Genomic DNA, 25,142 nt, shown 5'->3' with positions numbered 1-25,142 from the left:
CGGCATAACCAGGCTCGTACCTCGCTCTTTTTATTCCGTTTCCTTTTGAGCTGAAATTTTACTATCACTGGGTATTTGTAAAACTATTGTTTAATCTAAATTTTATTTTTATGAAAGAATTAAAACGTATTTCAACATTTAAAAACTTCGTTGGTGAACTTACTGCAACCTATAAACGAACTTCTTTGCCTAGTGTTTCTATTAGGTCGAGTAAAGACATTGCTTCATTCATTAGACCTTATTTCGAGGATTGTATGGATGACCATGAAGAAGTAAAAGTTATTCACCTGAATCGTACTAATAGCGTTGTGAATGTACATCATCATACCATTGGAGGGCTTACTGGTTCTCTTGTTGATGTGCCTCTAGTGCTTAGGGATGCGCTCTTAATTCAAACATCGTGCTTAATTATGGTGCACAACCATCCGTCTGGTGGTCTTAAACCTTCAGAAGCTGATTTGAAAATTTCAAAAAGACTAAAAGAGGCTTGCGAAATTATTGGGATCTCTTTCCTAGATAGTATCATCATAACTAGAGAATCTTACTGCTCTCTAGCTGATGATGGGTTGCTTTAGCAACCCTTTTTTTTGCTTACGCAAAAAAACAAAAAACAAAAAAAATCAACAAATAAACATAATAATCAACATTTGTTGATTATTATGTTTATTTTTGTTTTATCAATAATTATAACTTTTATATTATGTCTTACATTGAAAATCATTTGAGAAATTGGCTATTAAATCATAAGTGCATCAATTTGTCTTGCGTTGAAAAAAGTTGCGGTATGAAGCAGCGCGATCTTTCTTTTTTTGTGAATGAAAGACGGCACTTAAAGGTTGATGAATTTTTTAAAGTTTCTAAGTTTCTTGGCGATTATGGGTTTGTTTCTTTAGATAGTGAATAGCTCTTGTTTTTGCTTTTTTAAGATTGGTTTCTTTAAAATAAGTTGCTTTTTTTTTGGTTTGATTAAGTTATGTAGTATATTAAATACATGTAGTATGTATAGTATATTGTTTAGTTAAAATTTTGATTTTATTTAAAGTTTTTTTTTGGTGATGGCTTCTTTTTTTTCTGGATGTTGCATGTCCTTTTTTTATGTTATTCGTACTATCATGTGTTGTTGTTTCAATGTGTCCTTACTTTTTTTTTAGGCTCGTTTCTTTTTGGTTTTTAGGGCGTTTTAACGCGCTTTCGCTTCAATAAGTACTCAAAGCCAAAGGAACTCTAAAAAGTACGTGAGCTTCCTTTGGTCGCTTCCGCCTTTTTGATTTCCTAATTGCCTTTTTTATACTGGATTTCCGCTTCAATCACTAACGCTTTTAATAGGTTTCATCCATTTTACTGCGCTATACTTCCCGTATCTCGCAAAACATGAATCCTGGACCTCTAGGGTGGTCTAGGATTCATGTTTTACTTCGACTTTTTTGGTGCAGCAAAAAAGTACGCTTGAAAATGAACTCATGTTTAATTATTATTTCCTTGATTCAAATGGAAGTCTAAACCCCTTCCGGGTTCAAAATGTACACAGGAGATTTTTTAAATCCCTATAAGTTTGTATTAAAATGGGGTATGCCCTCCTATCGGGGGAACCCTCCCAATTTTAATACGTCAGTCGCGCACTCCTAAACTTCCAGTGCCTTAAAAAATTCCTATGAGTTTCGTGGTTGAAGTCGGGGTGATTAAACATCACATTTGAGGAAATAAACAAGGGGTTTCCTAATATTTTTTTAAAAAAAAACATCAATTTCAGGGTAAAATAAAGGATTAATATGTTGTATATACTGTATATATTTAGTATATTGTATAAGATTTAAAAACGTCATATTATGAAGCATCAAAACAAAAATTTCCCTGAATTTCTAGAAGAAGATTTAGGAGATTATCCCCAAGGAATGAGTGATAATGATTTAGAATATGTAGGACATATTTAATTTTTAAAAAAAATAACTTAAAACATTTTTAATTATGAGCACACTAAAAAACAAAGTACAGCTAATCGGTAACATCGGCAATGAGCCTGATTTTAAAGAGTTAGAGGGTGGTAAAAAAGTAGTGAACTTTTCTTTGGCTACCAATGAAATCTATAAAAATGCCGAAGGTGTTAAGGTCACAGATACGCAATGGCACAATATCGTGGCTTGGGGAAAAACTGCGGAGGTCATTAAAAAGTATACCAATAAAGGCGATGAAATCGCGGTTGAGGGAAAACTGGTCTCTCGAAGTTATGAGGATGCACAGGGAACCAAACGGTACGTTACCGAGGTGCTTGTAAACGAAGTCCTGTTGCTAAGTAAACCTAAAGAACAATAACCATTTTACATTAATAAGAGGGTGTCGCCGTCCAAAGTTTCACCCTCCTAAAATCAATAATCCTAAATAAATAGAATCATGGCAAATTTAATATCTTTTTTTAAACTTTCACGTGGGGTGTTTCGTTCCCTAAAGGTGAATAAAAACACCGTTTTATCTTCTACTGATTTGAAGACGGGTGTTACCACCAATCTTGTTAAATGTACTGATGGTATTTTAAATGTTGAAGTTAATAATTCTATCACTTTGGATGGTAATATTCCATCTAATAATACGCCTTGTTTTCGTCCTTTTTTATATGAAACCCCTATAAAACCGAGCCGTTTCAAAGGTAAGTATGTTATATATACTATACTTACTGTATATATATTCTATGTTTTATGTATAGTACGATACATTTATTTAATATCTTAAATCGTTTGTTATGGATATTCAAGATAAACCTACTAAAAAGTTTTATGGTCTTTTTCAATATATTTTTGACTTTTACAATGATGAATTATTTGATAATCAAATTAAAGATTGTCTTATTGTTATTACTAGAAAGAAAAATGTAGCCGGGCATTATGCCTTTAAAAGATGGTACCACAATGAAAACCTTGAAACGGACGAGCTGGCGCTCAATCCGTCTATGTTTTTGAAATTCCCACTTATTGAAATCTGTCAGACCGTTGTGCATGAAATGGCCCACGGTTGGCAGTTCCATTATGGCACACCATCACGCCCAGGGTATCACAATAAAGAATGGTCGGATAAAATGATTGATTTGGGGCTGATGCCCTCCAGTACGGGTCAAGTAGGTGGAAAGACCGTCGGGCAGGCCATGAGCGACTACCCTATTAATGATGGTAAATTTCTGGAGGCTACCGAGGAGCTGCTCAATAGTGATATTTTTTCTGGTCTCTTTTTGGAAATCAATCCGGATATTGCTGAACTGATCAATCCCGATACACCGCTTTTTGACCAAATCAAGGATTTGACTTTAGCGGATCATGAGAGTAAGCCTAAAAAGCTTACTAAAATAAAATATTCGTGCGGTTGCTCAAATGTTTGGGGTAAGCCCGATCTTGATATTAATTGTAATGCTTGCGGAACTTTAATGTTTCCTAACTAAATTTAGTTAGTATATTGCACATATAGTATATGTGCAATATACTATATTTGTATAATAAATATACTATATGAAAGCAACAACGATCGTTTTTTATAACCAAAAAGGGGGCGTGGGCAAAACCACGACCGCTATTAATTTGGCTGCACAGGCTTCTATGCGTGGGCGGACTTTACTTATTGATGCCGATAACCAAGGTAATTTATCACTTCAATTTCATTTATCTGAGCCTAAAACGTCTATTCGTGATCTGTTTCTGCAGAAGGATTTTGTACCTATTGAAGTGCGAGAGAATTTAGATGTGATTCCTGCTACTTTGGATTTTGCAGGGATAGATCTTGAGATTCAAAATACCTTGTCAAGGGAACTGATCTTATCAAGAGCGCTTGAACCTTACAAAAATAAATATGAGTATATTTTTATTGATTGCCCGCCCGATATTAGCCTGGTAACGGTCAATGTTTTGTCAGCTGCGGATTATGTTGTTATTCCGATCAAAGCGGCTCAGTTTTCGCTTGATGGTGTAGGGGGGATGATCGAGATCGCTTCAAAGATAAAAAGGGCGATTAATCCAAAGCTTTCAATTTTAGGCTTGTTATTAACGCATTATGATGAACGCCTAAATATTACTAAGGACATCTTTAATGTTATTAAAGATAATGGTTGGTCGGCTGATCTGTTCGATACCAAAATTCGTGTCAATACGGCTATCGAAAATGCACAGTTTGAGAGAAAGACCATTTTCGAGTATGATAGAAAAAGCAATGGCGCAATTGATTACGCTTCATTGGGAGAAGAATTACAACTAAAAATAAAAAAACTACAAGATGGGACTAAATGATTTAATAGGAGGTAAGGAAGATAAAAAAGAGGTTAAAAAGAACACTTCTAAGATCGTAGATATTGCTAAAAAATCGTACAAACGTTTGTATATTAGCCAAGAGGCTATTGGTTTGTTGAATGATATTACCTTTTCCAAAGAACAGTCTGGAGACTATAATTATACCCAAGGCGATGCGGTTCTGGACGCACTTAAACTATTGGCAAAAAAATTAAATGTGCAAAAAGCTCCAGAGGGATATAAGAAAAAATAAGCGATGAAAAAAGTATATAGTGTCGAATTAGAAACTGAACAAATTGGGATAGAACCTTTTTGGATGTATAGAGGATTTGGTTATGATAAATCAGAAGCTGAAAAATGCGCAAAGCTTTTAAGTTCTTTTTTTCCTTATGATGAATACCCTACGAAAATTATATTGTATGTTGAAGATGAAAACGATGAAGGTCATTTAAAAAACAAGACTGTTTTGAAAGAATATTTCTTGAAAAATGAAGATGGAATGATTGTAAAAAAAACTAATGACTTATGAAAAAATACCCTAGCCCAAAACCTTTCGATCCTTCAGCAGAAGACCAAAAAAGAGTTGCTGAAAAATTAGCTAAACATTTTTCTCCAGATAAGGTTTTGGTAACCAAAGCTGGAGAAAAAGTACAAGGAACTAAAAAGTCTACATGAGTAATGTCTAAAATAGTACCAAATGATAAAGGGTTCAAGATTATAGAAATGTCAACTATGGAATTTCTTTTTATTGGTGGACAATCAATTTGTGATGTTTGCAACGAAAAGATGCTTAAAGGTTATTATATTTCAGTACTTAATAGAGCCTATTGTCAAAAGCACTTTAACGAATGGTTAAATACGGCCATCCGATACGAAGAAGATATACCTTATGAGCTTTCAAAATTTGAGGCCATGAGATTGGTATTAAAGGCGAAAAAATAACACTGCCAACGTGTCATTAAAATTTCATTTTTCGCAAAGAAAACCTCAAAAAGCTGAAAATGTGAACGATTTTAAACCGTTCTAAAGATCTTAAAAAACGTAAATAACTAAAAATAAGCATGATAGGTTGTTTGATAACGGGTATTATGTAAAACAGAACAGGGGAGAACCCCTTTAAGATACTAATAATTTTTTTAAAATGATACATCAAATTAAAACCAAATCACATCATATTATGGTGTGCTTTGAAAATCCTAAATTAAATTTTTGCACCTCTTTTTCAAATATGACCAAAAAGGAAATAAGGAATGAACTTATTGGTGAAACTTACAATTTTTGTTTTAAAGGCCAGGGGATGGCCACTTGTATTGATGTCGTGTTTCAAGAATGATGCTTAAGTAATCTACCAAAGGTTACCAGGTGCCGTTTTTATCTATGTACCTAATCACTTGGCCAAAGATGAGATATAAAAAACAGGAAATGAAAAAAGAGCAAATAGAAATTGTTTATTTTTAGCCTAAGTTAAATTATGACTACAAATTATGTCTAAAACAGACAATACCATTACAATTTCAACTCTTTTAAGTTTATATGCAAATAGCCTGTCATCCACTATGGATAGTGATTTGATAGTTGTTGAGGGTTTTTTTTCTAATAATAACAATAAACTTTATGGACAGTATTATTATGATGAAATTGTTAGTAAGGAGAAGCAACATAAAATCACAATTCAGATCACTCATAATTTAAAGTCTAAACTTACCACCGGAAACTATTATAACTTTCAAGGGTATATTAGTAGAGGGCAATCTTTAGATAATGATTCTAGATTGAAAGTATATTTCAGGGTAACTAAAATCCTTGAACATAAAGAAGAAGTCCAACTTATTTCCAAAGCGGAATATAATATCGTACAGGCTCGATTTGAAAGGGATTTTCCTTTGATTACCGATATATTATCAGAAAAGGTCCAACAAGGCCAGAAACCTATCCTAGATGTGATCACAGGGGTTCAATCTACTTCACGTGATGATTATTTAGGACAACTTCCAGATTATATTTATTATGAAATCAGACATTATAAATGCAATCTTTCAACAAAAGATGAATTGCTAAAATTTCTAAGTTCCAATGATTTTAGTAATACTGATTTACTAATTATATTAAGAGGTGGGGGAAGCGGTCTGGAGGTTTTTAATGAAATTGATCTGTGCAAAAAGGCCATAGAGCTGCCCATTCCATTTATTACCGGCATTGGCCATGATGCTGATAAAACTTTGTTGGAGAAAGTAGCGGATAGAGGCTTTTCTACACCTACGGCCGTTGGTTCATTCTTGCAAAGCATTGTAAACAACTATAATGAAAGGATTAAGGTCATTAAGGCCAAGGATGAAGAACTGGTGAGATTTAAAAAGCAAGCTGAAAGTGAAAGGTCATTACTGTCAAATCAAATATTATCCCAGAAAAAAAATCTTAATATAGTTTGGATCGTTTTAGCTGTGTTTATCGTTGTTATAGGGGTTTTAATGTTCAAAATCATTAATCAATGACCCTAAATGAATTCAATGGCCTTAGTCACGATGAAAAACTATATACAGTTGTGGATAAAGGTGTTTTTTTAGATAATTATGTAACGGTTGATATTAGAATGAACCTCTATTCAGTAGATAGGTTTTACGTGGAACTAGTCTATGATTCTGAATTAAATCAAGTAGTTGAAGTTAGAAGTTTTAAACAGGGTGTTTTCTTAGATAAATATACTTCCCATATAGATTTAAAATAAAACTTGATATGTTGACTGCATTAGTCCATCGGTTTTCTCAAAAGTGAGGTAATGTATTTATGATTAGTTACGTGGTTCTACCGTATCAACCTGTTGATACGCGGTTGGATAAATTACGTCAAACCGGCATCTATTTAGGCTGTACTTAAAAATTTGGAAGAAGGTCATTTTTGCTCATTGGATTCTTTATTGAAAAGTAATACATTGCATACATAAAAGATATAACAGCAACTACCACAATAAAAGTTAAGTTTATACAATTGTTGCAAGCAAGCCGAAAAATGAAATAACTATGAATCAAGACAAATGGAACGAAATCAATTTTTTACTTTCAGAAAATATAAAAACTGATATTAGTGAAAATGATTTTGAAAAAAATGTAATTCAAGCATTAAGAGTTTTAGATTGGAAAGAATACTCTGGAGATATTGATATTAGACCTTCATTTCAATTCGGTGCTGCTAATCGAATAATGCCTGACTTTGTTATAAAGTCTGCTACTAATCAAAAACTTTTTGTTATAGAAATTAAACAACCGAGTATTCCTCTAACTTCTTCATTTCAACAACAATTATTTTCATATATGCGACACTTGAAATTGGAATATGGAATTTTAATTGGTCAAAGTATTCAAATTTTTTACGATGGTAATTTAGCTAAACAAGAAGATCCTATTTTACTTGAAACTATCAGATTTGAGAAAAATAATAAAAAAGGAGAAACATTTGTCGAGTTATTTAAAAAGGAAAATTACAATGTGGAATCATTAAAAAATTTCACAATTGAGGCTCTTGAAAAGATTAATAAAAAACAAGATTTTAAGGAACTTACAAAAAAAATTGTTTCAGATAATTACATCGAAAAATTGACTGAATTAATTAAACAGGATTTTATAAGTGAATATGATGGAGAATTAATTGATTCAGTACTAAAAGAAATTGATATTAATATTTATAAAAAATCTGATTTTATAGAAACTGATTTAACATCAACTAATTTCAATCCTACCCAAAGAGAAATAAGAAGAAAAAAAACTGGAGTTATTTCTAGTATTAAAAAATTAATAACTACACAACCGAAATCTCAAGAGGAAATTTTAGATGAGTTAGTTAAACTTTTTCCTGACCGACATAAAGATTCTATGAGAAATACAGTAAGAGCTCAATTAGGAGGTCCTAATCAACCTGTAAGAATAGAAAAAGAAAGAAATTTCACATTAATTGTAACGATTGGGAATGATAATATAAAAAAGTATTCAATAAGCTCACCAAGCTATACAAATTCAATTTTACCTATAGAACTAAACCCATCCAATGAACTTGATTTTAAAAAAAAATTACTAAAAACAAAAAGAGCTTACATCACAACATTTTATGCAAATGGAACAAATGAGAAAAAACCTTGGAATGCAAATAGATTCAGTGAAACTTCTGGAGTTTTAGGAAATTTAAGGTCAAGACCTGAATTTAGAAATGGAGAATGGCAAGATAGAGGAATCATCAGAGTTTATGTTTCAATAGAAAATTAATAAAAGTCGCCACCCGTCTACCCGATATGTGCTGTGAAGCTATAATAAATAACAAGAGCCGTATGAATCGAGAGGTTCACGTACGGTTCTGTGAGAGGTTTAGGGGTGAAACTCCCCTTTATCTACTCGACTGCCATTTCGTTTTTTTTGTCATACTTTTAAATTGATTCTCTAAACGCTAGAATCCTATTTTAGACATTAAAATATTCTTTTAGTGTTTTTTCAGGATATCCTAAAACATAATCGAATTTACGGTTGTCAATATCAATTTTTATGGTTTCTAATGATGGATATTTATAAAAGATTTCCTCAGAATTGATATAATTATCTTCGTTTGTGTTTGGAGAAATTCCAAACTTTCTTTTGAATAACCAAATTGAAATGTACCTTATTCCATCAAAATACACCTGATGTTTTTTTTCATCTAAGAACTGTGAAGATTCATCAGATTCATCTTCAATTTGATTATATGAATTGATAAGACTTAATAGTGGAAAAGTAGCAAAATTTCCAATTGTTTTAAATTCATCAAGATGTTGATGTTTTTTTCCCCCGAGAACCAATATTATTTCAGATAATTCTTTACGATTTATAAATAATCCTTGAGTTTCAGGAATTTCGAAAACACCATATTTTTCTATTACTTTTTTTTGTTCATTAGTCAATGATATGTTTTCAAAATGAAAAGGAAAAATTGTATAGTATTTTTCTGTTGGTAAACCAGGTCCAAACCATATAAGAAACTTTTCGCCAATTAAAGTTGTTTTAACATATTTTTCAGGCAATAAGGGAACTAGATTGTTTTCCCAGATATATTTGCGCAATTTGAATCCTTCAAGTTGAAGCTTTCTGTTTTCAGAGACTGTTTTTACTTTTTTATTACTGTATAACTTTATTTCTTTGTCCCATTGAGGAAACCTATCGAGAACTTTTATTCCTTCTTCGCCGATAATTTGCTTTTTCAAAAAATTTAAAAGTCCCATTTATCTATTAACCTATAATTAATATTTATTCAATCCATTTGTCGCATCTAGTTCCAGTATTAACTGAGAATGAAGCTGAATATTCTTTGGGATAAATTAAAATTACATTTTTTAACAAAATATTCTTTTGTAATACACATTCATTCTCTGTTAAATATTCATTGTTGCTTTTGGCTGTAGCCAATTCATTTATTTGATTTTCATTTATTTTGGTCTTAAATAAGAACTGGATTTTTCCTTGTCTTCCTTTTTCTGAAATGTCATTACACAAAAATTCAATGCTGGTTAAATATAATTCATCTTTTGTCCAATGACAGCCAAAATTTAATTTATCTAATTTATCAAATGAATTTAAATAAATAGCTCTATAAATAATCATTTTAGTTATGACATTTTCAAAAATGGCAACGTTTGGTATATGGTTAGTTGCGTGGTTAAGCAACTAAATCACAGATAGAATATTCCGAAGGAATGTTCGTAAGTCGGTAGTGACCAAGCAATTAATTATACATTTGTTGGCATTTCGTTATTTTTTTCTAATATAAATTAATTTTCCAACTCCTTTGTTTTGTGAAATATTATTATAAACAGGAATTCCTTTATAAATTGATTTAACTACTTTTTTTCGACGAGATTTTAATATTCTTTGTTCTTGTTTGGAAGCTCTTTCAATGGCTTCAATTTTGGATGTAAAAAAATCATTTAACAGTAAATATTCTTTTTCGTTTATGTAATCTGATTCTTTTTTTAGAATACTTTTTTGTTTAAATAATTCTATTATTAAGTGAGCACTTACTTGAATTTTTTCAGAAATCGATTTGATATTATTTTTTTTGTTATCAATCGTGAGATTTGATTCAATAAATTCTTTATCGATGTTTGTATCTGACTCTTTAGAGCTTCCGTTCTCTTCAATTTTAAACTTTAAAATTTCTAACTTTATTAAAGTTAATGCGGATTTCCTTAAAGTTTTATCAAAATATTTTTTCTCAATAAGAAAAATAAAATCATCCAGTTCGTCACTATCAAAATTTTCTTTTTCAAAAAATATTTTGATTTCGGGAAAATTGTTTATTAAACTCATTTAATTTTGGAGTTATTGGTTTTAATGAATGCCAACGGTTATACGTATAAGGAAAGTTGCGTGTTTGTGTGCGAGGATTTTCCGAAGGAAAATCAGAAGCTAGCAAACAGGCAACTAACATTGGTTAAGCTAAAAATAGCAATTTTTTTTATACGGCTTACCTACAGTTATTTCTCTAATACTTTTTTTGTTTGTCTTACAAGATTCACTAATAATTCCTCTCTTTCATTATCATCCATTTTGCTAATTGGTCTGCTAGGTGGATTCATTGCTTGATATTTATTTAGCTCATCGAACTCTTCAAAAAGACAAGGTTTCAATATAACAGTTAAAATAACAGCTCCGTTTTTTTCCGCTGCTTCAAGTAATGGTGGAATTTCTTTTGTAGTTATAAATTCGGAACCTAGAAAATCCGTGCTTATTAGTAAAATAGCAACTTTAGTTTTAGAAATGGCTTTTTCAATTTCCTTTTTCCATTGTTGCCCTGGTTGAATTTTTGTGTCGTCCCAGAAATTGATTTTACCCAAAAATGGTTTAAAATGGCGTTGTATATCATTTAGATATTCTTTGTCAAAATGACTATAACTTACAAAAACATTATCTCTTATATTCTCGTCTTTGGATTCAAATTTTTGGTGAGCAATTACTGGTAAAGTTTCTAACTCTTGTTTTATGTAGAATAGAAGTTTCTCCGCAATTATTTCATCTCCACAACCTTCTTTTGGTTTCCCTCCGTGAGCGCTATCTCTATGTTCTTGTAAATCAGTTTTCACAATTGATTCTATCTCATCCAAAAAAATAGCTTTACTATTCGTTGTATAAAAATCATATAACCGAGATTTTATTAAATGAAAATCTTCAATTGGATTAAATCTGTCAGAACCTTTAATTTTCCATTCATAAAAATCTTTGGCTTCGGTTCTAATTATTTTTTCTTCTTCCATAGGTTGGTTCTAACGTTTATAAGGAAAGTTGCGTGTTTGTGTGCGAGGATTTTCCGAAGGAAAATCAGAAGCTAGCAAACAAGCAACTAACTTTGGTTTAGCTAAAACTAGCATTTTTTTTTATACGGCTTAGCGGTAGTTTTTTATTCTTTTATGAATTTATTAGAGTAGTCATTTATTTTATATAAATAAAGTCCATTCGGCAAACTTGAAACATCTAATTGTATTAATTTTTCATTTTCAAATACTTTTTTTTCTAAAACTAATTGTCCATTAACAGAAAAAACACTTAAAGTCGCAGATTCATTACTGTTTAATGGATTTGTGATATTAATTAGGTTTTCTGTAGGATTTGGGTATGATTTGATTTTTTTTGATAATAAACCAACTTGATTTACAGATAAAGTACCAGCTAAAGAATAAACATCTACTGTACTTAAGGGATTAGATGGATTTGCATCTGTACCAACCATTGTTATTAATTTATAATTATTGGAATTTGTTTTGACTATATATGCTATTTCCCGATTACCTAACTGTTGTATAACTATGCTATTTTCATTAAGAATTGTCATTTTATAAGTGATTCCTGAAATAGGGTCATAAGGAGTCTCTGTTATAATTATGAATTCAATTAAACTGTCATTATTAAATAATTTATCAGTTGCAAATAAAACCGTCGTAACTTCTGAACCTAAATCAACTGGTAAATTGACAGTTTTGTATAAAGAATGTGTTTCTGTATAAATATGCATTTCGTTATTAATATTGTCTAATGTGTAATGATAGGACGCATTATCCGTGTTAAAAAAGAAGCCTTTATTATCAGAAAAGCCAGTTGTAGAATAAGTGTGTTCAAAAGTAATTTGACTAAAAGTTGCACAACTTGTTAAAATAAAGATAGTTAAAATAATTTTTTTCATTTTTTTTGTTTTTGATTAATTTGTGATGTCTGGTAAAATTCTGACTAACGTTTTTGTAATGTTCTGAAAATCAATTATTAATGATTCTGGTTTTCAGATTAATTTTTTGTTTTTTCCAGCTAAATAAAACGTTAGCTTAAAGTGATTATTTTCTTTCCCGAAAAAAGAGGAATTACCGCTAACAGCGGTTCGGGCATTTATAGGTAACAATAATTCTTGATTTAAAGACTATTACTAATTTATTTTCATAATTGTTCTGCAACATTGCTTTTTGTTGATTGTTCCAATTTTGTTCTTCGATATTGATAATAATTTTCAGGTATCAAAGTGCTGTCTTTTCTACTACAATACAGCTTATCTTGTACTTGTCTTAACTGATTCATTGTCGGAATTTCTGAAGAGTTACGGAGCTTTCTAGCTGCCTTTCTTACTTCTTCTAATGATTTAACTGCTTTTTGATTGTCTAATATTAATTTTATCAAAATTACAATTAATGGTAAAGTTGGTGCAATAAAATTAGTTAAGTAGCCCTGCAATGAAGCATTCACAATTGTAGCTATAACGAAAGAACTTATGACAATAACTAAACATGTAATTATACAATCGTTTTTGAAATGAAATCTCAACTTTCGATCATATTCCAAATTTGTTTCTTGGCAACGAAGTATTGCCTCTTCATGCTTTAAACCATCAAGGTCAATATGATACCAATTGTTCAAGGGTGCTTTGGGATTGTGAATATACCTCTTTTCTGCTTCCTCTATCACCGAGTTTTCAGGCATATCTCCACTATTTGTTTCATTCCATCCCATATTGTATACACGGCAGTCAAATAGTTCTTGAGCTTTCGCACCGTTCGTTTTGAACTTCGATAAATAGCCTGATAAAAAAAGTAAATCAATTAAAGTGATAGAAACAGAAACTAATGCAATATAAGGTGTTAAATCAATACTTATAAGATCTTTTTGAATTAGCTTCACAAAGTTTAAAATGATTACTACAATAATTGTAAAGGTAAGTTGCCAACGATATATTTTTTTAGCATTTGCATATATCACTCTTTGTGCCTTAAGTAATAACATGTTTTTAGGTAATTCCTGATTTGTTTTTATGTTATTCATATTTTACGTCGTAAAGGTTGGGAATTCATAGCCAAATATTTCTCTCCACTTCTCGATGGATTCTTTTTGCTTTCCGTTTGTTTCAAAATCGATAGCTTCTTTAGAAAGATTGTAGTCAAGTTTAGCTCTTTCTTGTATTGAATTTCTTTCGCTAAAATTGAGTGTATTTAAGTCACCTTGAAATCCTTTGGGGTCTGATAAGCTTTTGTGTATTTGATGATATACATATGCAAACAAGTTTGGTAATTCCACGTCAATGTATGTACTGCTATTAACATCTGCAGAATCATAATAATTTAAAATCATACATTCAAGAAAATATGAACCCATTGTAGATGCAGTACGCCGCTTAGTCCAGTATTTCATAATTCGGATTATATCAAGTACAGAAATTTGTTGCTTACCATTGATATTTAAAGTCCTGTTTTTATCAATTCTTGGGTCTGTAGGTTTCCAATTACCACTTCCATCTGGAATTAGGAAAAATGTTGTGCCAAAATTATCGGGTGCTGTTTGAAAGCATGGTACAATATCATAAACCCATTCATAGGAGTTTAACTCTAATGTTACTGCTTCTTGATTTCTTTTTATATCAGCTTTCTTGTACGAGTGTACATTTGCTAGGTATTCTTTAAATTTATTAATAACTTTTATAGAGTTGAGTACATTAGTTCCAGGATTGCACAATGCTAATTGCTTGCTTGCTTCTTGTGGGACTCTAATTCTATAACCTCCTAGAATTTCCTCTCTCCAATTACCTTGTGCGTGCAAAACAATCATAATATCAATGTCATCCAAAGGCCTTATTTTTGTCTTACGTGAAAAAGAACCGTAATCAATGCTCGTATAATCAGTATAGTACTCAAGAAATTTTCCGTCATTGGGAAATTTTTCTATTTCTTTAACCAAATTATTTTTACTTTTCTTTGCTAAAATATTACGTTCGTTATCTAAACGAACAATATCTTTCATAAAAGTATTGAAAGCATTATTGACTGTTGTTGCCATAGTTAATTAACTTCTTGATTTATCTGTTTCGAAATTCATTATGTTATTTTAATCTCCATCGTCATTTTTGTCTGACCGCTAACAATTGTATAACAGCAACTTTTCGACTTTAATTCCTGTTATATCTTTTATGTATGCAATGTATTACTTTTCAACAAAGAATCCAATGGGCTCATGACGGTTTTATTCAGGAATTTGGAAAGGGGTCAAAGTGATTTTATCTCAAACTGGTTGATGCTTCCCTAAATAGGAGGAAGAACCAAATCGAACCGAATTATCCAAAAATCTCCCCACACCCTTAGGAAGACAATAATTAGAACATTTTTTATATTGAAAAACGAGATAGTTTAAAAATAAATATTATCTTGGACGGATAATTTAGGACGGAAATGAACCGAATAAAGGAAGTACTAGAAGAGAAAGGAATTAAGCAAACTTGGCTGGCTGAAAAACTAGGGAAGAGTTACAACATGGTCAACGGTTATGTTCAGAATAGACAACAACCAAGACTTGAAATATTAAATGAAATTGCAAATATCTTAGATATAGATATAAAAGATTTAATTGTCTCTAACAAGAGCTAATATGAACGAGGCAGAAACTAGAAAAGACATGATTAGATAGGACGGCCAAAGTGAGCTACCTACAGCGGATTAATGTGAGCACAGCAAAAATTATTTTGAAACTGCTTACGTATAAAAAACACACTTACAAAAATCAACTATTTAGAATTAAATGTTGGAAGAAGAAATATATTTTTTAACAAACAATAGTCAGATATGAGTGCTAATACAGAAGTGATAGATACTAATGTCTATGAGTATAAGAATATTAGAATAGACAAGAATTTTGCCTTCAATATTCAAGTATTCAGGTCATATAACGAGGACGCTAAAATTATAAAGGCAATCTTGATCTATATGGCTTATGACAGCCAAAAAGATCTGTTCGGGTTTTATAGAATAGATCCGGAGGTTTTTGCTGATGTTATGTTTTTCCAAAAATCGAATCTTTTTAGGATCCATCCCAACCCGAAACAGTTTGAATCAATCAATGCCCAGAAACTTATTAAATTAGAGGAAAAGCACGGCCGTATGAGTGCTTATAGAACCTGGTCCAACTATATAGAAAATGCCCTATATATTTTAAATACAGAAAATATTTTAACGGATTATCGCTATAAAACAGATACAAAGGCTGTAGCCTCTGTTAAACGTTTTAATTTCATTGATGAAATTGAATACGAGCTCGAAACTGTTGGAAAGACAAAAAAAATAATCTATAAGTATAAACCTAATGAAAAATTTGAAGAGAACCTTAAAAGCTATTTTCTAAATACCAATGTTGATATTTATAATGCGCTCAAGAAACCTAATCTTGACGATGCGTATTTGGAGTTGTTAAATAGAATTAATAACTGTAATATTAAAAACATTAACTCCATTGCTTTTAATTTAAATGATTTTGCTGCAATATTATCAATCAAGCCATATACCAGGTTCTCAAATTATAAATCCAAAATAAACCAAAAGTTTGAAACTTTAAAAAAAGCAATAGGAAATGATGTAAAGGGCTTGAAACTTGTTTGGGGAAAAAATTCGGACCATATAGAAACCCTAAACAATGCTCTTGTTGTTAATCAAAAAAACACTCGTGTGAAGTATGACAACATTCCAATTTTAACTTGGGATAAATTAACTAAAGAGGAGCTGCAAAAAAAAGACACTAAAACTTTCGTGACTCTCTTTAACCAAGAACTTTTTAAAGGACTAGCTAAAGCCTGTTTTTCAAAATATGAAAATAAAATAATGGATTTATCTCCAGGGGATAAGATCTGCTTTTTTTATGAGTGGTTTTTTTCTTCATCAGATCTTGATATTAAAATAATTAAATACAAAGACACTTACTTAGAAATATATAAAACCACAAAAGCGCTCCCTAGCTTTTCTGGGGATTTTGAGATGCTTATTAAAGCTTTAACAAGCGCCTACAAAAAACACAAGGCCATTTCCTTTAATGAAGAAGAAATTACTTTTAGTAGTAAAAAAGGGGTTAAAGTGTTTAGGCATGTCTACGAATTACTGGATTACTATAAAGCAAATTTTACCTTATAATATTTGTATATCTGCAATAACGCTCTGTCGAAGTGTGGTCAAATTGGGCTTATCGCTATGTTAAAGTGTGGCAACGCTGTGTCGAAGTGTGGTTTTTTAACATTAACGCTGTGTTGAAGTGTAGCAAAACCATGTTTACGCTGTGTCGAAGTGTGGCAGACACCCCTTAACGCTGTGTCGAAGTGTGGCAACGCTGTGTTGAAGTGTGGCGCCCATTTTAAATACCATTTTTAAACCACTGAAATATAGATAATTATAAGTAACGCTGTGTCGAAGTGTGTACCTTAATAATTATAAACATATAATACTCTTTAAAAAATAATTAGTTAACCATACTCTTCAAATTATATTCAAATAAATGATTAGTTAAACAAACCGCAATCTCATGGCGGGGCTTTGCCCCACACCCCAGGTTTTTTTAACTATAGAAATAGTAAAATTTTCCATGTTTAGTACTAAACAGATTGATTTAAGGCTTTTTAAGCCACTTTCAAAAAAAAAGTAAACTAGGGGTTTTAAAATATGTAATAAAAGAAACAGAGCCTTTAAAAGATGATTAACAGGCGTTTGAAAAGGTGTTCTAAAAGTATATAAGCACCAATAAAATTGATGCTTATAATTTTGAAATTTTTACATTCCATGAGTCGCAAAGTTGACACCACGTCAGAGCCTGCAATAGTCAAATATAAGAATTATTATTTTAATATAGAGTAATTTCATTCAAATAATTTAATTGATATTTTTATATTTCTATAGTTTAAAAAACCCGAATTTTTAAGGCAGAGCCTTAAACAAAAAACGTTCCTTTTTTTGGATTTTTACTACCATGTATTTTCGTTATTTCCGGATGGTATTTTCGAACTATATTTTTGTTTTTTTGAGGATTTTATCCGATAAATAATATCGCCGTCCAATCCGATTATTTTTTTGTTACTTTAAGTTTTCAAGCGATCTTATTCTAAACATCTTTTTGTTTTTAAATGACTGGGATTTTCATTATTTCCAGATCGATTTTTGGACCGTAGTTTTAGTTGTTTGATTATTTTATCTGATAAATATTGTCCAGGTTCTGTCCCCGTTTTTTTGTTTATTTATAATTCAAAATATGGTGTTTTAAATATCAAATTTCATTTGAAAAGGTTTTTAGTTTTAACGTGAGCAAGAGGAAACAACGGAAACCGATTGTATAAATTATAAAGTACTGATTATTAGTGGTATATGTTTTTTGTAAATATTTTATTTACTCATTTATTTACTCATTTATTTTTTATATATTTGTTTATCAATAAATTATAAGTTTTAAATTTAGTAAAAATATGAGTAATTTAATAACTATTAAAGTAAATGAACTTGCAAAGGAAAAGATGGATACATTGAAAAAAACACATTCATTTCCTTCTTTCAGTATCGCTATAGAGTATATGTGCAATTTTTTTGAAATAAATAAAATATCGCCAAAAGATGGTGTTAACCAAAGTTATCAAAACTCCATTTTCGATGTAGAAAAAGCTGTTAAAATGGGCATCAACGAACTCAAAAAACAGCACATTAAAGACAGTCAAAGCATGCGAAAATTAGTGCGAGCCATTGAGAAAGATCATATGATAAACATGTCTTCAAAACTTTCCTATCTATACGATAAAAAGAGAGAGGAGATCGTAAACAACAATGTAAAAAACTCCATAGAATCTATAACCGATTCATCAAAAGAAGATCTAGAAAAAGATAAAGAAATTGAACTTTTAAAAACTATTATTGAGGACAAGGCCACTGAACTTAAACAGCTCAAATTATCCCAAGATTCCGATGGTAATCTAGCCTTGAAATACGAAGAAAAATTAAAGATTATTTATAGAAAATATCAAATTGAAAAATCCTTTGGCAAGGAAAAAATCGTAATTGATATGTCTAAAGAAGATTTTGACAAACTTTTTGAACTGTAATTTTTATTCAATGCACATATCCTTTACATCACATAATACCACAAAAAGCACATCGTCCTTTGGTCTTATAGATTATTTGGACAAAGAAAACCAAGCCTATGTTTCTTTAGAATCCGAAAATGGAAATAAAGAAAATTTAACCTTAGAAAAAGATCATGAATTTGAATCTTTTTTTGATGGTGACTATTCTGAAGAAAATTCAAGCCAACAGATTGATATACATAAAGTGGTAAGTGATATTGACTGTAACAGGGGCACACAAAATTTAAAACAGTCTAATTTTTATATGTTCAATGTATCTCCGAACAAATCTGAACTGGCACACATGGAACAGTTGGCTAATACAGAGTTACAAAATAGAGGTCTTATTATTGATTCCAAAAACAAACTTTTAGAACAAGTTTACCAGGAACAAAAAAATGAGCTGATGAAAATGCAAATGAAATTGTATGCTAAGGATTTAATGACTGAATATGCCAGGAATTTTAAAAGAGATATTTATGCTGATGAATCAAAATTACCTGATAAAAACCAAAGAAAAGAACTTGAAAATTCAACAGAAAAAGAATTCAAAAGCTACTTATCCACGAAAGGTATAGAACAAGAAGATAAAAAAAATCAAGATAAATCCTCGAAGTGGATAGATACAAATAACCTGGTTATTTTAGAAGAAAAAGGGAATAGTATCAAAGCGGAACTTACTATTGAAGGAAATCTAAAATCAGAAGTCTTTTTGCCAAAGAAATTAGTCCAAGAGCAAGAAAATGGTTCTTATAAATTGCCTGAAAATTTATATAATGCTAAGGCAAATGAAATCATTAATAAGAACACCTTAGTTGAAATTAATGCCTCGTTTAAAGACACAAAATCATTAAAAAACAAAGAAGAAGCCTATAATTTTGAGAAAACAGATAGCAGACTAGAAAACCCATTAAAAATGTCTTTTAATGAATCCGATATAACTAAAACCAATAATAAATATTACGTATCTAAGCATTTATATGATGAAAAAGAAAAGCAAAGTTTAAAGCAATCGATTTTATCGGAATATGGAACAGAAAGAGAAAAAATTTATAATAAACTAGCGAGAGAAAGAGGCTTTAATCTAGAGAAAAGGCCACTTACTGAAAAAGATTTACTTTGGTATGGTAAGGTCGAAACACAAAGAACCCATAAGCCCACAGATCTCTATGTGATAAAAAACCAAGAAACACTAAAGGAAATTGAACGATTAAGCAAAAACAAAATTTTCAACCAAAACAAGATTGCAAACTTAGAATCTTCGCTATTTAGGGATGAAAAAGACAATATCATTAAAGCAGGGCTAAAAAAAGAAGGTAATCAATATCATGTACATCTGGTTGTTTCCAGACATGATAAAACTATGCAAAAACCCGAAAATAAAATTTCATTATCCCCATTAGCAAACCATAAAGAGGGTAAAATGTACAAAGGCGCTGATGTTGGTTTTAACAGAGATGCATTTTTTCAAAAAGCAGAAACTGTTTTTGATAAAAAATTTGATTATGATAGAACCCATAAGGAAAGTTATCAAGGCTATAAAGAAGAAAAAAAACAGCGTTCCATGTCAAATAATGTGGTAGGAAAAACAAAAGGGGAATTGAAAAGCTTTGTAAAAAAACATACAGGTATCAATACGATCAAACAACAAATTTCGCCTGTTCAAAATATTAAAACCCAATTGGGGATGTCACAAATCCCCAGTCGTATTCCAAAAACACCTTTAGATTTAGCCTTTAAAATAGGTAAGAAAGTAATAGATAAAGGACTGGGATATTAAACTTATACTTATGGAAGATGCCGCACAATTTTTAAATTCAATTGATAAAAAAGCCTTATTGATCATCATACTTTTATATATTTCAATCACTTTATTTTCATTTTTAACGCTTCGTTTTAAGCCCCGTTCACTTTATGCAGGCGTTCTAACAATTATAGTAGGAGGATTGTTTTTTATTTATCCTGATTATTTTCTATCAAAAATACTTCCTTATATGATAGCACCTAGTTTGTTAGTTGGTGTTTTGATAGGTCTTTTTACCCTACCAGAGAAAGTTGATGACCTTTGGGACATTAAATTTTTGACAAATAAAGGAACTAAAATAATTCGGAATATTAAGCGAGGTGTTTTGATATTTGGAGCAGCTGGTTCTGGAAAGACAGAAAGCCCTATTTATGTTCTTTTGAGACATTTTGCAAAAAAGGATTTTACAGGAATCGTCTATGATTATAAGGATGGAGAACTGACGGAAATATGCATCCCCCTTTTTGGAGATAAATTAAAAATCATTTCCATGCACAAAGCTTATGAGGACAGGCGAGTCAATGTTTTTTCGTCTAAATATATTACGGATGAAAAAGATATAAATGAGTCCGTAAACGTTTTAATATCAAATTTAGGTACAGGTAAAGAGACTTCGGATTTCTTTCAAGAAAACGCATCAGCTTTGCTGACTGCCATCGTTCTTAAATTTCATTTGGACCACAGGGAATATTGCACGCTTCCTCATGTTATTGCCTTTTTATTAGCCGTTGATTTTTCAGAAAACACCGGAGGAAAAGATTATTTAGGCAAAGAGGCCATCGATAGTTTTTCCAAGTTGAAGAAATTTTTATTATCCAATAAAAGGGTTGCCATACAAGCAGCTCCTTTTGTTATGGGATTGGCATCTGAAAAACAAACAGCAGCGGTACTCTCTACATTGGCTAATTCACTCAGAAAAATAGCTTTTCCCGAGGCTTTTTGGTCCTTATCTGGAGACACCATAGATCTGAACGTAAACCACCCCAATAACGACACCGTTTTATCTATAATCAATGAACCAAAAAACGATTTGTTCTTAACCCCTATTATTGCAACAATTATTCACACAGCGACAAAGCAAATGATGGTTAGGGATATGAAACACAGTTTTTTGCTGTTGGATGAAGCCCCTACCATCAAACTTCAAAATATGGCTAAAATACCTGCGACGATGCGAAGCTTCGGAGTGGCTGTTATTTATTGCGCACAAGATTTGGTACAGGGAACGGTAAGATATGGGAGAGACAAGTTTAGAGAAATCACGGCAAATTTATCTACCCAATTTTTTGGAAAGGCTAACGACCCAGACACCGCCAGATTTTATGAAAGCTATTTTGAGCTTATAGAAAAGGACCAAAAAAGCATAAGTAAAAAAGGAGGTGGAATATTTGAAACCACTAATGGAACTACGACATCGAAAAGAGAAGTTTCAAAAGTTAGAGCCTATGAATTCACTAAACTCAAAGCAGGGCAATTCGCATTTTTATCCGATGGTAAAAATGACATGGTTAAATTTAATAGATTAATGATTGAAAGAGAGGAAATAGACAATTCTTTAGAAGTTTCTAAAGAAAATCTTATTTCAAATTACGAAAATATCTTACGAGATATCCAATCCTTTGTTGATCATAAAATAAAATAAAATTACAATATAGTGTAATTTTTAAATAATCATTTATTATATTTGTAGCTAATTAAAACAACCCTAAATATTTATTATGAAAAATTTCTTTACAAAAACAAACATGCTTTTTTTATCATTATCACTTGTTTCTGCAATCTCGCAAGCGCAAGAATTGGATCTGGAAACTCCTGTGAAAAGTATTACAGATCAAATCAAGGCTATATTCCCTTATATAGCAGGTGCTGTTTTTTTAGTGGTGGTTCTTGTCAATCTAGGTCATTTCGTTAAAGAGGGCGGTGATTGGAAAAAAGGACTGACAAACATTGTCGTATATGTTATTGTCGTTGGGCTTGTTGCAGGGCTGTTTCAATACATCACATCTGTTCAGTTGTAATATTAATGAAGAATTACAAGAACATACGAAAAGAACCTTATTTATATGGATTTACCGTTAAGGCTTTTTTTGCTTTTGTAATAGGAATCATAACAGGTGGTTTTTCTTTTATAAGTGGTTTTTCATTTACTAAATTAATTCTCTTTATCTGTTTTGGTTTTGTCTTGTATTTTGTGTGTAAGTTCATTTTATCCAATAGTAAATTAATTGACCGTTTTATGGACAATAAGCTTCCCCGATCCTACAGTGACTATGAATGAATTTATACATATAGAAGATAATAAAGGTTTATTTGCTAATGGGATCTATTCAGAATGCTTCCATCTTGTTCTGCCTGAAAAATATGCTTTAGGACAAGAGGATTATCTTGAGCTTAATTCATCTTGGGAAAAAGCATTAAAGGATCTGCCATCTGGAACCATCTTTTACAAACAAGATGCCATTATAAAAAAGAAATTCAATACTAAAGATTTTCCTTCTGAAAATTTTTTACAAAAAAGCACTAAGAACTATTTCAAGGATGTAGATTATAAAGAACACGCTTGTTTTTTGTTTTTTATACTTCCAAATAAAGAGCTTTTAAATACAAATTTATCCAACCCTTTTAAAAAAGTAGATAAAACAGCTTTTTTTGGCTTTGATGATAAAATATTACATTTTAGTAATTCTGTAAAAGAGACCATCAATAGCCTTAAAAGTATTCGCTTAACAGGGAACAATAAATTTGATGTGATCCCTTTTGAATCATGGCAAGTAAAATCATATTACGATACCTATTATAATTTATTTAATGATGATTTTATTAGTGATCGTTTTTTTAATAAATCAAGCATTCAAATTGGGAACAAATATGCAGCCATGGTTTGCCAAGTAGATGAAAAAAAGTTTCCGGAATCTTTAGCCAAGTTTAAAAAAGATAAGATTTACTCTAGTGATACGTCTGTTTTTTATAGAAACAATGCGGACAATTTCACTTTTGATTTGGATTTTTCACATTTATACAATCAAATATTATACATTGATAGTCCTGACAAGCATTTAAATGAGCTTCGACTAAGAAATGATAAACTCCATAAATCAGCTAGTTTTGACCGTTCTAATTTAGAGTTTGCCAAGCAAACCGATGAAATTATTACAGATTTGGTTACTAATTCAGATTCTATAAAACTGATAAGAGGACATAATAACGTGATTGTTATTGCTTCGGATGAAACGGAACTGGAAACAAACTTATATAAGGTTATTGAACAATTCAAGGAGCTAGATATAAAGCCTTATGTACCTACTGGTAATTATTTAAACGCGATTTTTAATTATTCATTTCCGTTTTTCTCTCACTATTTTACCGACAAACAGCTTTATGTCAGCTCTCTTGAAATTTTTTGTTCCTTTATCAATAATACGGGAACTTATAAAAATGACACGGAAGGTATCACCTATAATTCAAGAATAGACAATGTACCTGTTGTCGTTGATACGTGGGATGATAAAAAGAAATATGTCAAGGCTAGAAATTTCTTTATACTGGCCCCAACGGGTTTTGGTAAGTCGTTCAATGCCAATCATATTATCAGTTATTATTTTTCAATAAATGTAAAAGTTGTTATCATAGATTTAGGGGGCAGTTATCGTAAACTATCAGCGTTGTTCCCAAATAAAACCGCCTATATAAGCTATGAGCAAGGGGTCTCCATGGGGGTTAATCCTTTTGACCTTGATAGTTCTTCTTATACGGAAGAAAATAAGCTCAATAATGATAAATTGGATGAACTGGTTGAGTTTGTTGGTGTTCATTTTAAAAGAGATACTTTATTAAATGAAATTGAAAGAGCTTCACTTAGAAAATTAATTGAAACCTATTACAAGAAAAACTCTGGAGATTATTCGCTTCCTAATTTTGTTCTTTTTGTGAAAAACAACCCTAAACTACTTTCACTTCTAAGTATAAAGGATGAATTTTTTAATAGAGATGAATTTTTGCACTTAATGGAAGAATTTATCGATGGAGGGATTTACGATTATTTATATAAAGAGACAGCGACAACCATTGATAAAAACTTACATGATAAATCGATTGTTGTTTTTGAACTAGATAAAGTAAAAGACAATGCGCTTTTATTGGCTATTATGTTACAGCTTGTTTCGACAACTATTGATAATGTCATCTGGAGAGACAAAAAAAACAAAGGCATTGTTTTGTTTGATGAAATTGCAGAGCAGTTGAAATGGAATGGCGTATTAGGTAGGGTACAGTTCTTTTTTCAAGCAATCAGAAAACAAAACGGAGCTGTTGGCATTGTTTTACAATCTGAAAGCCAATTGCCCGATAATAACCTTTCTAAGGCCATTGTAGAAAACACCCAAATACTTTATGTGCTAGGAGCAAAAGATTACAGGAGCTTGCAAAAAAGGTTTGACTTATCAGAACATGCCTATTATCAATTAGCCTCAATCCGTTCAGACTTTAGTGCAGAGAAACCCTGGAGCGAAATATTCATACTTAGAGAAAAGAACCATCAAGTCTACCGTTTAGAGGTTTCTAAAGAAGTCTATTGGGCTTATCAAACAGAAGGAGCTAAAAATGAAGAACTTTTGGAACTATATAAAGAAGTCGGTAATATGGAAACAGCCATCACAACATTTATTAATAAATCCTAAATATTT

General features: G+C 31.1%; 27 protein-coding genes. 18 read left to right on the top strand and 9 right to left on the bottom strand.

The features are described from left to right. Positions 1–110: 110 nt before the first annotated feature. Together EV196_RS19335 and EV196_RS19330 are read left to right on the top strand one after the other, a co-directional pair. Positions 111–575 carry a JAB domain-containing protein gene (locus EV196_RS19335; RefSeq protein WP_132219434.1) on the top strand — a complete coding sequence of 155 codons (465 nt, stop codon included), beginning with the start codon at positions 111–113 and terminating at the stop codon, positions 573–575. 1,390 nt (positions 576–1,965) lie between these two features. Further along, the gene (locus EV196_RS19330) at positions 1,966–2,310 is read left to right on the top strand and encodes a single-stranded DNA-binding protein (protein WP_132219433.1); all 345 of its coding nucleotides are present in this window, start codon (positions 1,966–1,968) and stop codon (positions 2,308–2,310) included. Positions 2,311–2,372: 62 nt separating this feature from the next. On the opposite strand, the gene EV196_RS19325 is transcribed toward EV196_RS19330, so the two are convergent. Continuing rightward, positions 2,373–2,639 (bottom strand): hypothetical protein, encoded by a 267-nt coding sequence (locus tag EV196_RS19325; protein ID WP_132219432.1) that lies wholly within the window; start codon positions 2,637–2,639, stop codon positions 2,373–2,375. A 95-nt stretch (positions 2,640–2,734) separates the two neighbouring features. On the opposite strand from EV196_RS19325, the gene EV196_RS19320 reads away from it, so the two are divergent. The 9 genes from EV196_RS19320 to EV196_RS19285 all read left to right on the top strand — a co-directional run bounded on the left by EV196_RS19320 (position 2,735) and on the right by EV196_RS19285 (position 8,515). After that, the gene (locus EV196_RS19320) at positions 2,735–3,424 is read left to right on the top strand and encodes a SprT-like domain-containing protein (protein WP_132219431.1); all 690 of its coding nucleotides are present in this window, start codon (positions 2,735–2,737) and stop codon (positions 3,422–3,424) included. Between the two features lie 67 nt (positions 3,425–3,491). Next, the gene (locus tag EV196_RS19315) at positions 3,492–4,262 is read left to right on the top strand and encodes a ParA family protein (protein ID WP_132219430.1); all 771 of its coding nucleotides are present in this window, start codon (positions 3,492–3,494) and stop codon (positions 4,260–4,262) included. After that, positions 4,249–4,515 carry a hypothetical protein gene (locus EV196_RS19310; RefSeq protein WP_132219429.1) on the top strand — a complete coding sequence of 89 codons (267 nt, stop codon included), beginning with the start codon at positions 4,249–4,251 and terminating at the stop codon, positions 4,513–4,515. Before EV196_RS19315 ends, EV196_RS19310 begins: the two co-directional genes overlap by 14 nt. A gap of 3 nt (positions 4,516–4,518) precedes the next feature. Then, positions 4,519–4,791: a hypothetical protein gene (locus EV196_RS19305; RefSeq protein ID WP_132219428.1), complete on the top strand. Its 273-nt coding sequence runs from the start codon at positions 4,519–4,521 to the stop codon at positions 4,789–4,791. Then, positions 4,788–4,937 (top strand): hypothetical protein, encoded by a 150-nt coding sequence (locus EV196_RS19985; RefSeq protein WP_165876210.1) that lies wholly within the window; start codon positions 4,788–4,790, stop codon positions 4,935–4,937. The genes EV196_RS19305 and EV196_RS19985 overlap by 4 nt, the downstream gene beginning before the upstream one ends. A 3-nt stretch (positions 4,938–4,940) precedes the next feature. Continuing rightward, the gene (locus EV196_RS19300; RefSeq protein WP_132219427.1) at positions 4,941–5,204 is read left to right on the top strand and encodes a demethylase; all 264 of its coding nucleotides are present in this window, start codon (positions 4,941–4,943) and stop codon (positions 5,202–5,204) included. 542 nt (positions 5,205–5,746) lie between these two features. Beyond that, positions 5,747–6,754, top strand: coding sequence for an exodeoxyribonuclease VII large subunit (locus EV196_RS19295; RefSeq protein ID WP_132219426.1), 1,008 nt, complete (start codon positions 5,747–5,749; stop codon positions 6,752–6,754). Continuing rightward, the gene (locus EV196_RS19290; protein WP_132219425.1) at positions 6,751–6,987 is read left to right on the top strand and encodes a hypothetical protein; all 237 of its coding nucleotides are present in this window, start codon (positions 6,751–6,753) and stop codon (positions 6,985–6,987) included. Before EV196_RS19295 ends, EV196_RS19290 begins: the two co-directional genes overlap by 4 nt. A 292-nt stretch (positions 6,988–7,279) precedes the next feature. Next, positions 7,280–8,515, top strand: a complete 1,236-nt coding sequence (locus EV196_RS19285; protein WP_132219424.1) for a type I restriction enzyme HsdR N-terminal domain-containing protein — start codon at positions 7,280–7,282, stop codon at positions 8,513–8,515. Positions 8,516–8,706: 191 nt separating this feature from the next. Here the strand turns inward: EV196_RS19285 and EV196_RS19280 are convergent, their stop codons facing one another. The 7 genes from EV196_RS19280 to EV196_RS19250 form a co-directional block, all read right to left on the bottom strand. After that, the gene (locus EV196_RS19280; protein WP_132219423.1) at positions 8,707–9,480 is read right to left on the bottom strand and encodes a hypothetical protein; all 774 of its coding nucleotides are present in this window, start codon (positions 9,478–9,480) and stop codon (positions 8,707–8,709) included. Between the two features lie 43 nt (positions 9,481–9,523). Continuing rightward, complete coding sequence (locus EV196_RS19275; RefSeq protein ID WP_132219422.1) at positions 9,524–9,877, bottom strand: hypothetical protein; 354 nt, start codon at positions 9,875–9,877, stop codon at positions 9,524–9,526. Between the two features lie 147 nt (positions 9,878–10,024). Further along, positions 10,025–10,582, bottom strand: a complete 558-nt coding sequence (locus EV196_RS19270; protein ID WP_132219421.1) for a hypothetical protein — start codon at positions 10,580–10,582, stop codon at positions 10,025–10,027. 167 nt (positions 10,583–10,749) lie between these two features. Continuing rightward, on the bottom strand, positions 10,750–11,526 hold the full coding sequence (locus EV196_RS19265; protein ID WP_132219420.1) for a toll/interleukin-1 receptor domain-containing protein: 777 nt from the start codon (positions 11,524–11,526) through the stop codon (positions 10,750–10,752). A gap of 143 nt (positions 11,527–11,669) precedes the next feature. Next, complete coding sequence (locus EV196_RS19260) at positions 11,670–12,449, bottom strand: T9SS type A sorting domain-containing protein (protein WP_132219419.1); 780 nt, start codon at positions 12,447–12,449, stop codon at positions 11,670–11,672. 245 nt (positions 12,450–12,694) lie between these two features. Further along, on the bottom strand, positions 12,695–13,570 hold the full coding sequence (locus EV196_RS19255; protein WP_132219418.1) for an S-4TM family putative pore-forming effector: 876 nt from the start codon (positions 13,568–13,570) through the stop codon (positions 12,695–12,697). A gap of 3 nt (positions 13,571–13,573) precedes the next feature. Beyond that, entirely contained in the window at positions 13,574–14,578 is a 1,005-nt protein-coding gene (locus EV196_RS19250) for a nucleotidyltransferase (RefSeq protein ID WP_132219417.1), read from the bottom strand. A gap of 389 nt (positions 14,579–14,967) precedes the next feature. On the opposite strand from EV196_RS19250, the gene EV196_RS19245 reads away from it, so the two are divergent. The 6 genes from EV196_RS19245 to EV196_RS19220 all read left to right on the top strand — a co-directional run bounded on the left by EV196_RS19245 (position 14,968) and on the right by EV196_RS19220 (position 22,478). Beyond that, a complete protein-coding gene (locus EV196_RS19245; protein ID WP_132219416.1) occupies positions 14,968–15,162 on the top strand; it encodes a helix-turn-helix domain-containing protein in 195 nt (64 codons plus the stop codon). 195 nt (positions 15,163–15,357) lie between these two features. After that, the gene (locus EV196_RS19240; RefSeq protein WP_132219415.1) at positions 15,358–16,692 is read left to right on the top strand and encodes a hypothetical protein; all 1,335 of its coding nucleotides are present in this window, start codon (positions 15,358–15,360) and stop codon (positions 16,690–16,692) included. A gap of 1,316 nt (positions 16,693–18,008) precedes the next feature. Next, positions 18,009–18,635: a BfmA/BtgA family mobilization protein gene (locus EV196_RS19235; protein ID WP_132219414.1), complete on the top strand. Its 627-nt coding sequence runs from the start codon at positions 18,009–18,011 to the stop codon at positions 18,633–18,635. Between the two features lie 10 nt (positions 18,636–18,645). Beyond that, the gene (locus tag EV196_RS19230; protein WP_262711353.1) at positions 18,646–20,436 is read left to right on the top strand and encodes a DUF5712 family protein; all 1,791 of its coding nucleotides are present in this window, start codon (positions 18,646–18,648) and stop codon (positions 20,434–20,436) included. Positions 20,437–20,446: 10 nt separating this feature from the next. Then, entirely contained in the window at positions 20,447–22,102 is a 1,656-nt protein-coding gene (locus EV196_RS19225; protein ID WP_132219412.1) for a type IV secretory system conjugative DNA transfer family protein, read from the top strand. A gap of 76 nt (positions 22,103–22,178) precedes the next feature. Beyond that, a complete protein-coding gene (locus tag EV196_RS19220) occupies positions 22,179–22,478 on the top strand; it encodes a hypothetical protein (RefSeq protein ID WP_132219411.1) in 300 nt (99 codons plus the stop codon). 37 nt (positions 22,479–22,515) lie between these two features. Here EV196_RS19220 and EV196_RS19980 read toward each other — a convergent pair whose 3' ends face one another. Then, the gene (locus EV196_RS19980; RefSeq protein WP_165876208.1) at positions 22,516–22,665 is read right to left on the bottom strand and encodes a hypothetical protein; all 150 of its coding nucleotides are present in this window, start codon (positions 22,663–22,665) and stop codon (positions 22,516–22,518) included. Between the two features lie 65 nt (positions 22,666–22,730). Between EV196_RS19980 and EV196_RS19215 the strand changes: the two genes are divergently transcribed. Continuing rightward, the gene (locus EV196_RS19215) at positions 22,731–25,136 is read left to right on the top strand and encodes a VirB4 family type IV secretion system protein (protein ID WP_132219410.1); all 2,406 of its coding nucleotides are present in this window, start codon (positions 22,731–22,733) and stop codon (positions 25,134–25,136) included. The last annotated feature ends 6 nt before the right edge of the window (positions 25,137–25,142 follow it).

It is taken from the genome of Mariniflexile fucanivorans, from assembly GCF_004341235.1.
Classification (GTDB): domain Bacteria; phylum Bacteroidota; class Bacteroidia; order Flavobacteriales; family Flavobacteriaceae; genus Mariniflexile; species Mariniflexile fucanivorans.
Note: the sequence above shows the minus strand (reverse complement) of the source record. Positions and strands in the feature narration are given on the sequence as shown.

Bases quoted from the DNA above. Each gene is read 5' to 3' on its own strand.
- EV196_RS19335 (WP_132219434.1), top strand. From the start codon at position 111: ATGAAAGAATTAAAACGTATTTCAACATTTAAAAACTTCGTTGGTGAA.
- EV196_RS19330 (WP_132219433.1), top strand. From the start codon at position 1,966: ATGAGCACACTAAAAAACAAAGTACAGCTAATCGGTAACATCGGCAAT.
- EV196_RS19320 (WP_132219431.1), top strand. From the start codon at position 2,735: ATGGATATTCAAGATAAACCTACTAAAAAGTTTTATGGTCTTTTTCAA.
- EV196_RS19315 (WP_132219430.1), top strand. From the start codon at position 3,492: ATGAAAGCAACAACGATCGTTTTTTATAACCAAAAAGGGGGCGTGGGC.
- EV196_RS19310 (WP_132219429.1), top strand. From the start codon at position 4,249: ATGGGACTAAATGATTTAATAGGAGGTAAGGAAGATAAAAAAGAGGTT.
- EV196_RS19305 (WP_132219428.1), top strand. From the start codon at position 4,519: ATGAAAAAAGTATATAGTGTCGAATTAGAAACTGAACAAATTGGGATA.
- EV196_RS19985 (WP_165876210.1), top strand. From the start codon at position 4,788: ATGAAAAAATACCCTAGCCCAAAACCTTTCGATCCTTCAGCAGAAGAC.
- EV196_RS19300 (WP_132219427.1), top strand. From the start codon at position 4,941: ATGTCTAAAATAGTACCAAATGATAAAGGGTTCAAGATTATAGAAATG.
- EV196_RS19295 (WP_132219426.1), top strand. From the start codon at position 5,747: ATGTCTAAAACAGACAATACCATTACAATTTCAACTCTTTTAAGTTTA.
- EV196_RS19290 (WP_132219425.1), top strand. From the start codon at position 6,751: ATGACCCTAAATGAATTCAATGGCCTTAGTCACGATGAAAAACTATAT.
- EV196_RS19285 (WP_132219424.1), top strand. From the start codon at position 7,280: ATGAATCAAGACAAATGGAACGAAATCAATTTTTTACTTTCAGAAAAT.
- EV196_RS19275 (WP_132219422.1), bottom strand. From the start codon at position 9,877: ATGATTATTTATAGAGCTATTTATTTAAATTCATTTGATAAATTAGAT.
- EV196_RS19270 (WP_132219421.1), bottom strand. From the start codon at position 10,582: ATGAGTTTAATAAACAATTTTCCCGAAATCAAAATATTTTTTGAAAAA.
- EV196_RS19265 (WP_132219420.1), bottom strand. From the start codon at position 11,526: ATGGAAGAAGAAAAAATAATTAGAACCGAAGCCAAAGATTTTTATGAA.
- EV196_RS19260 (WP_132219419.1), bottom strand. From the start codon at position 12,449: ATGAAAAAAATTATTTTAACTATCTTTATTTTAACAAGTTGTGCAACT.
- EV196_RS19255 (WP_132219418.1), bottom strand. From the start codon at position 13,570: ATGAATAACATAAAAACAAATCAGGAATTACCTAAAAACATGTTATTA.
- EV196_RS19250 (WP_132219417.1), bottom strand. From the start codon at position 14,578: ATGGCAACAACAGTCAATAATGCTTTCAATACTTTTATGAAAGATATT.
- EV196_RS19245 (WP_132219416.1), top strand. From the start codon at position 14,968: ATGAACCGAATAAAGGAAGTACTAGAAGAGAAAGGAATTAAGCAAACT.
- EV196_RS19240 (WP_132219415.1), top strand. From the start codon at position 15,358: ATGAGTGCTAATACAGAAGTGATAGATACTAATGTCTATGAGTATAAG.
- EV196_RS19235 (WP_132219414.1), top strand. From the start codon at position 18,009: ATGAGTAATTTAATAACTATTAAAGTAAATGAACTTGCAAAGGAAAAG.
- EV196_RS19230 (WP_262711353.1), top strand. From the start codon at position 18,646: ATGCACATATCCTTTACATCACATAATACCACAAAAAGCACATCGTCC.
- EV196_RS19225 (WP_132219412.1), top strand. From the start codon at position 20,447: ATGGAAGATGCCGCACAATTTTTAAATTCAATTGATAAAAAAGCCTTA.
- EV196_RS19220 (WP_132219411.1), top strand. From the start codon at position 22,179: ATGAAAAATTTCTTTACAAAAACAAACATGCTTTTTTTATCATTATCA.
- EV196_RS19980 (WP_165876208.1), bottom strand. From the start codon at position 22,665: ATGAACTTACACACAAAATACAAGACAAAACCAAAACAGATAAAGAGA.
- EV196_RS19215 (WP_132219410.1), top strand. From the start codon at position 22,731: ATGAATGAATTTATACATATAGAAGATAATAAAGGTTTATTTGCTAAT.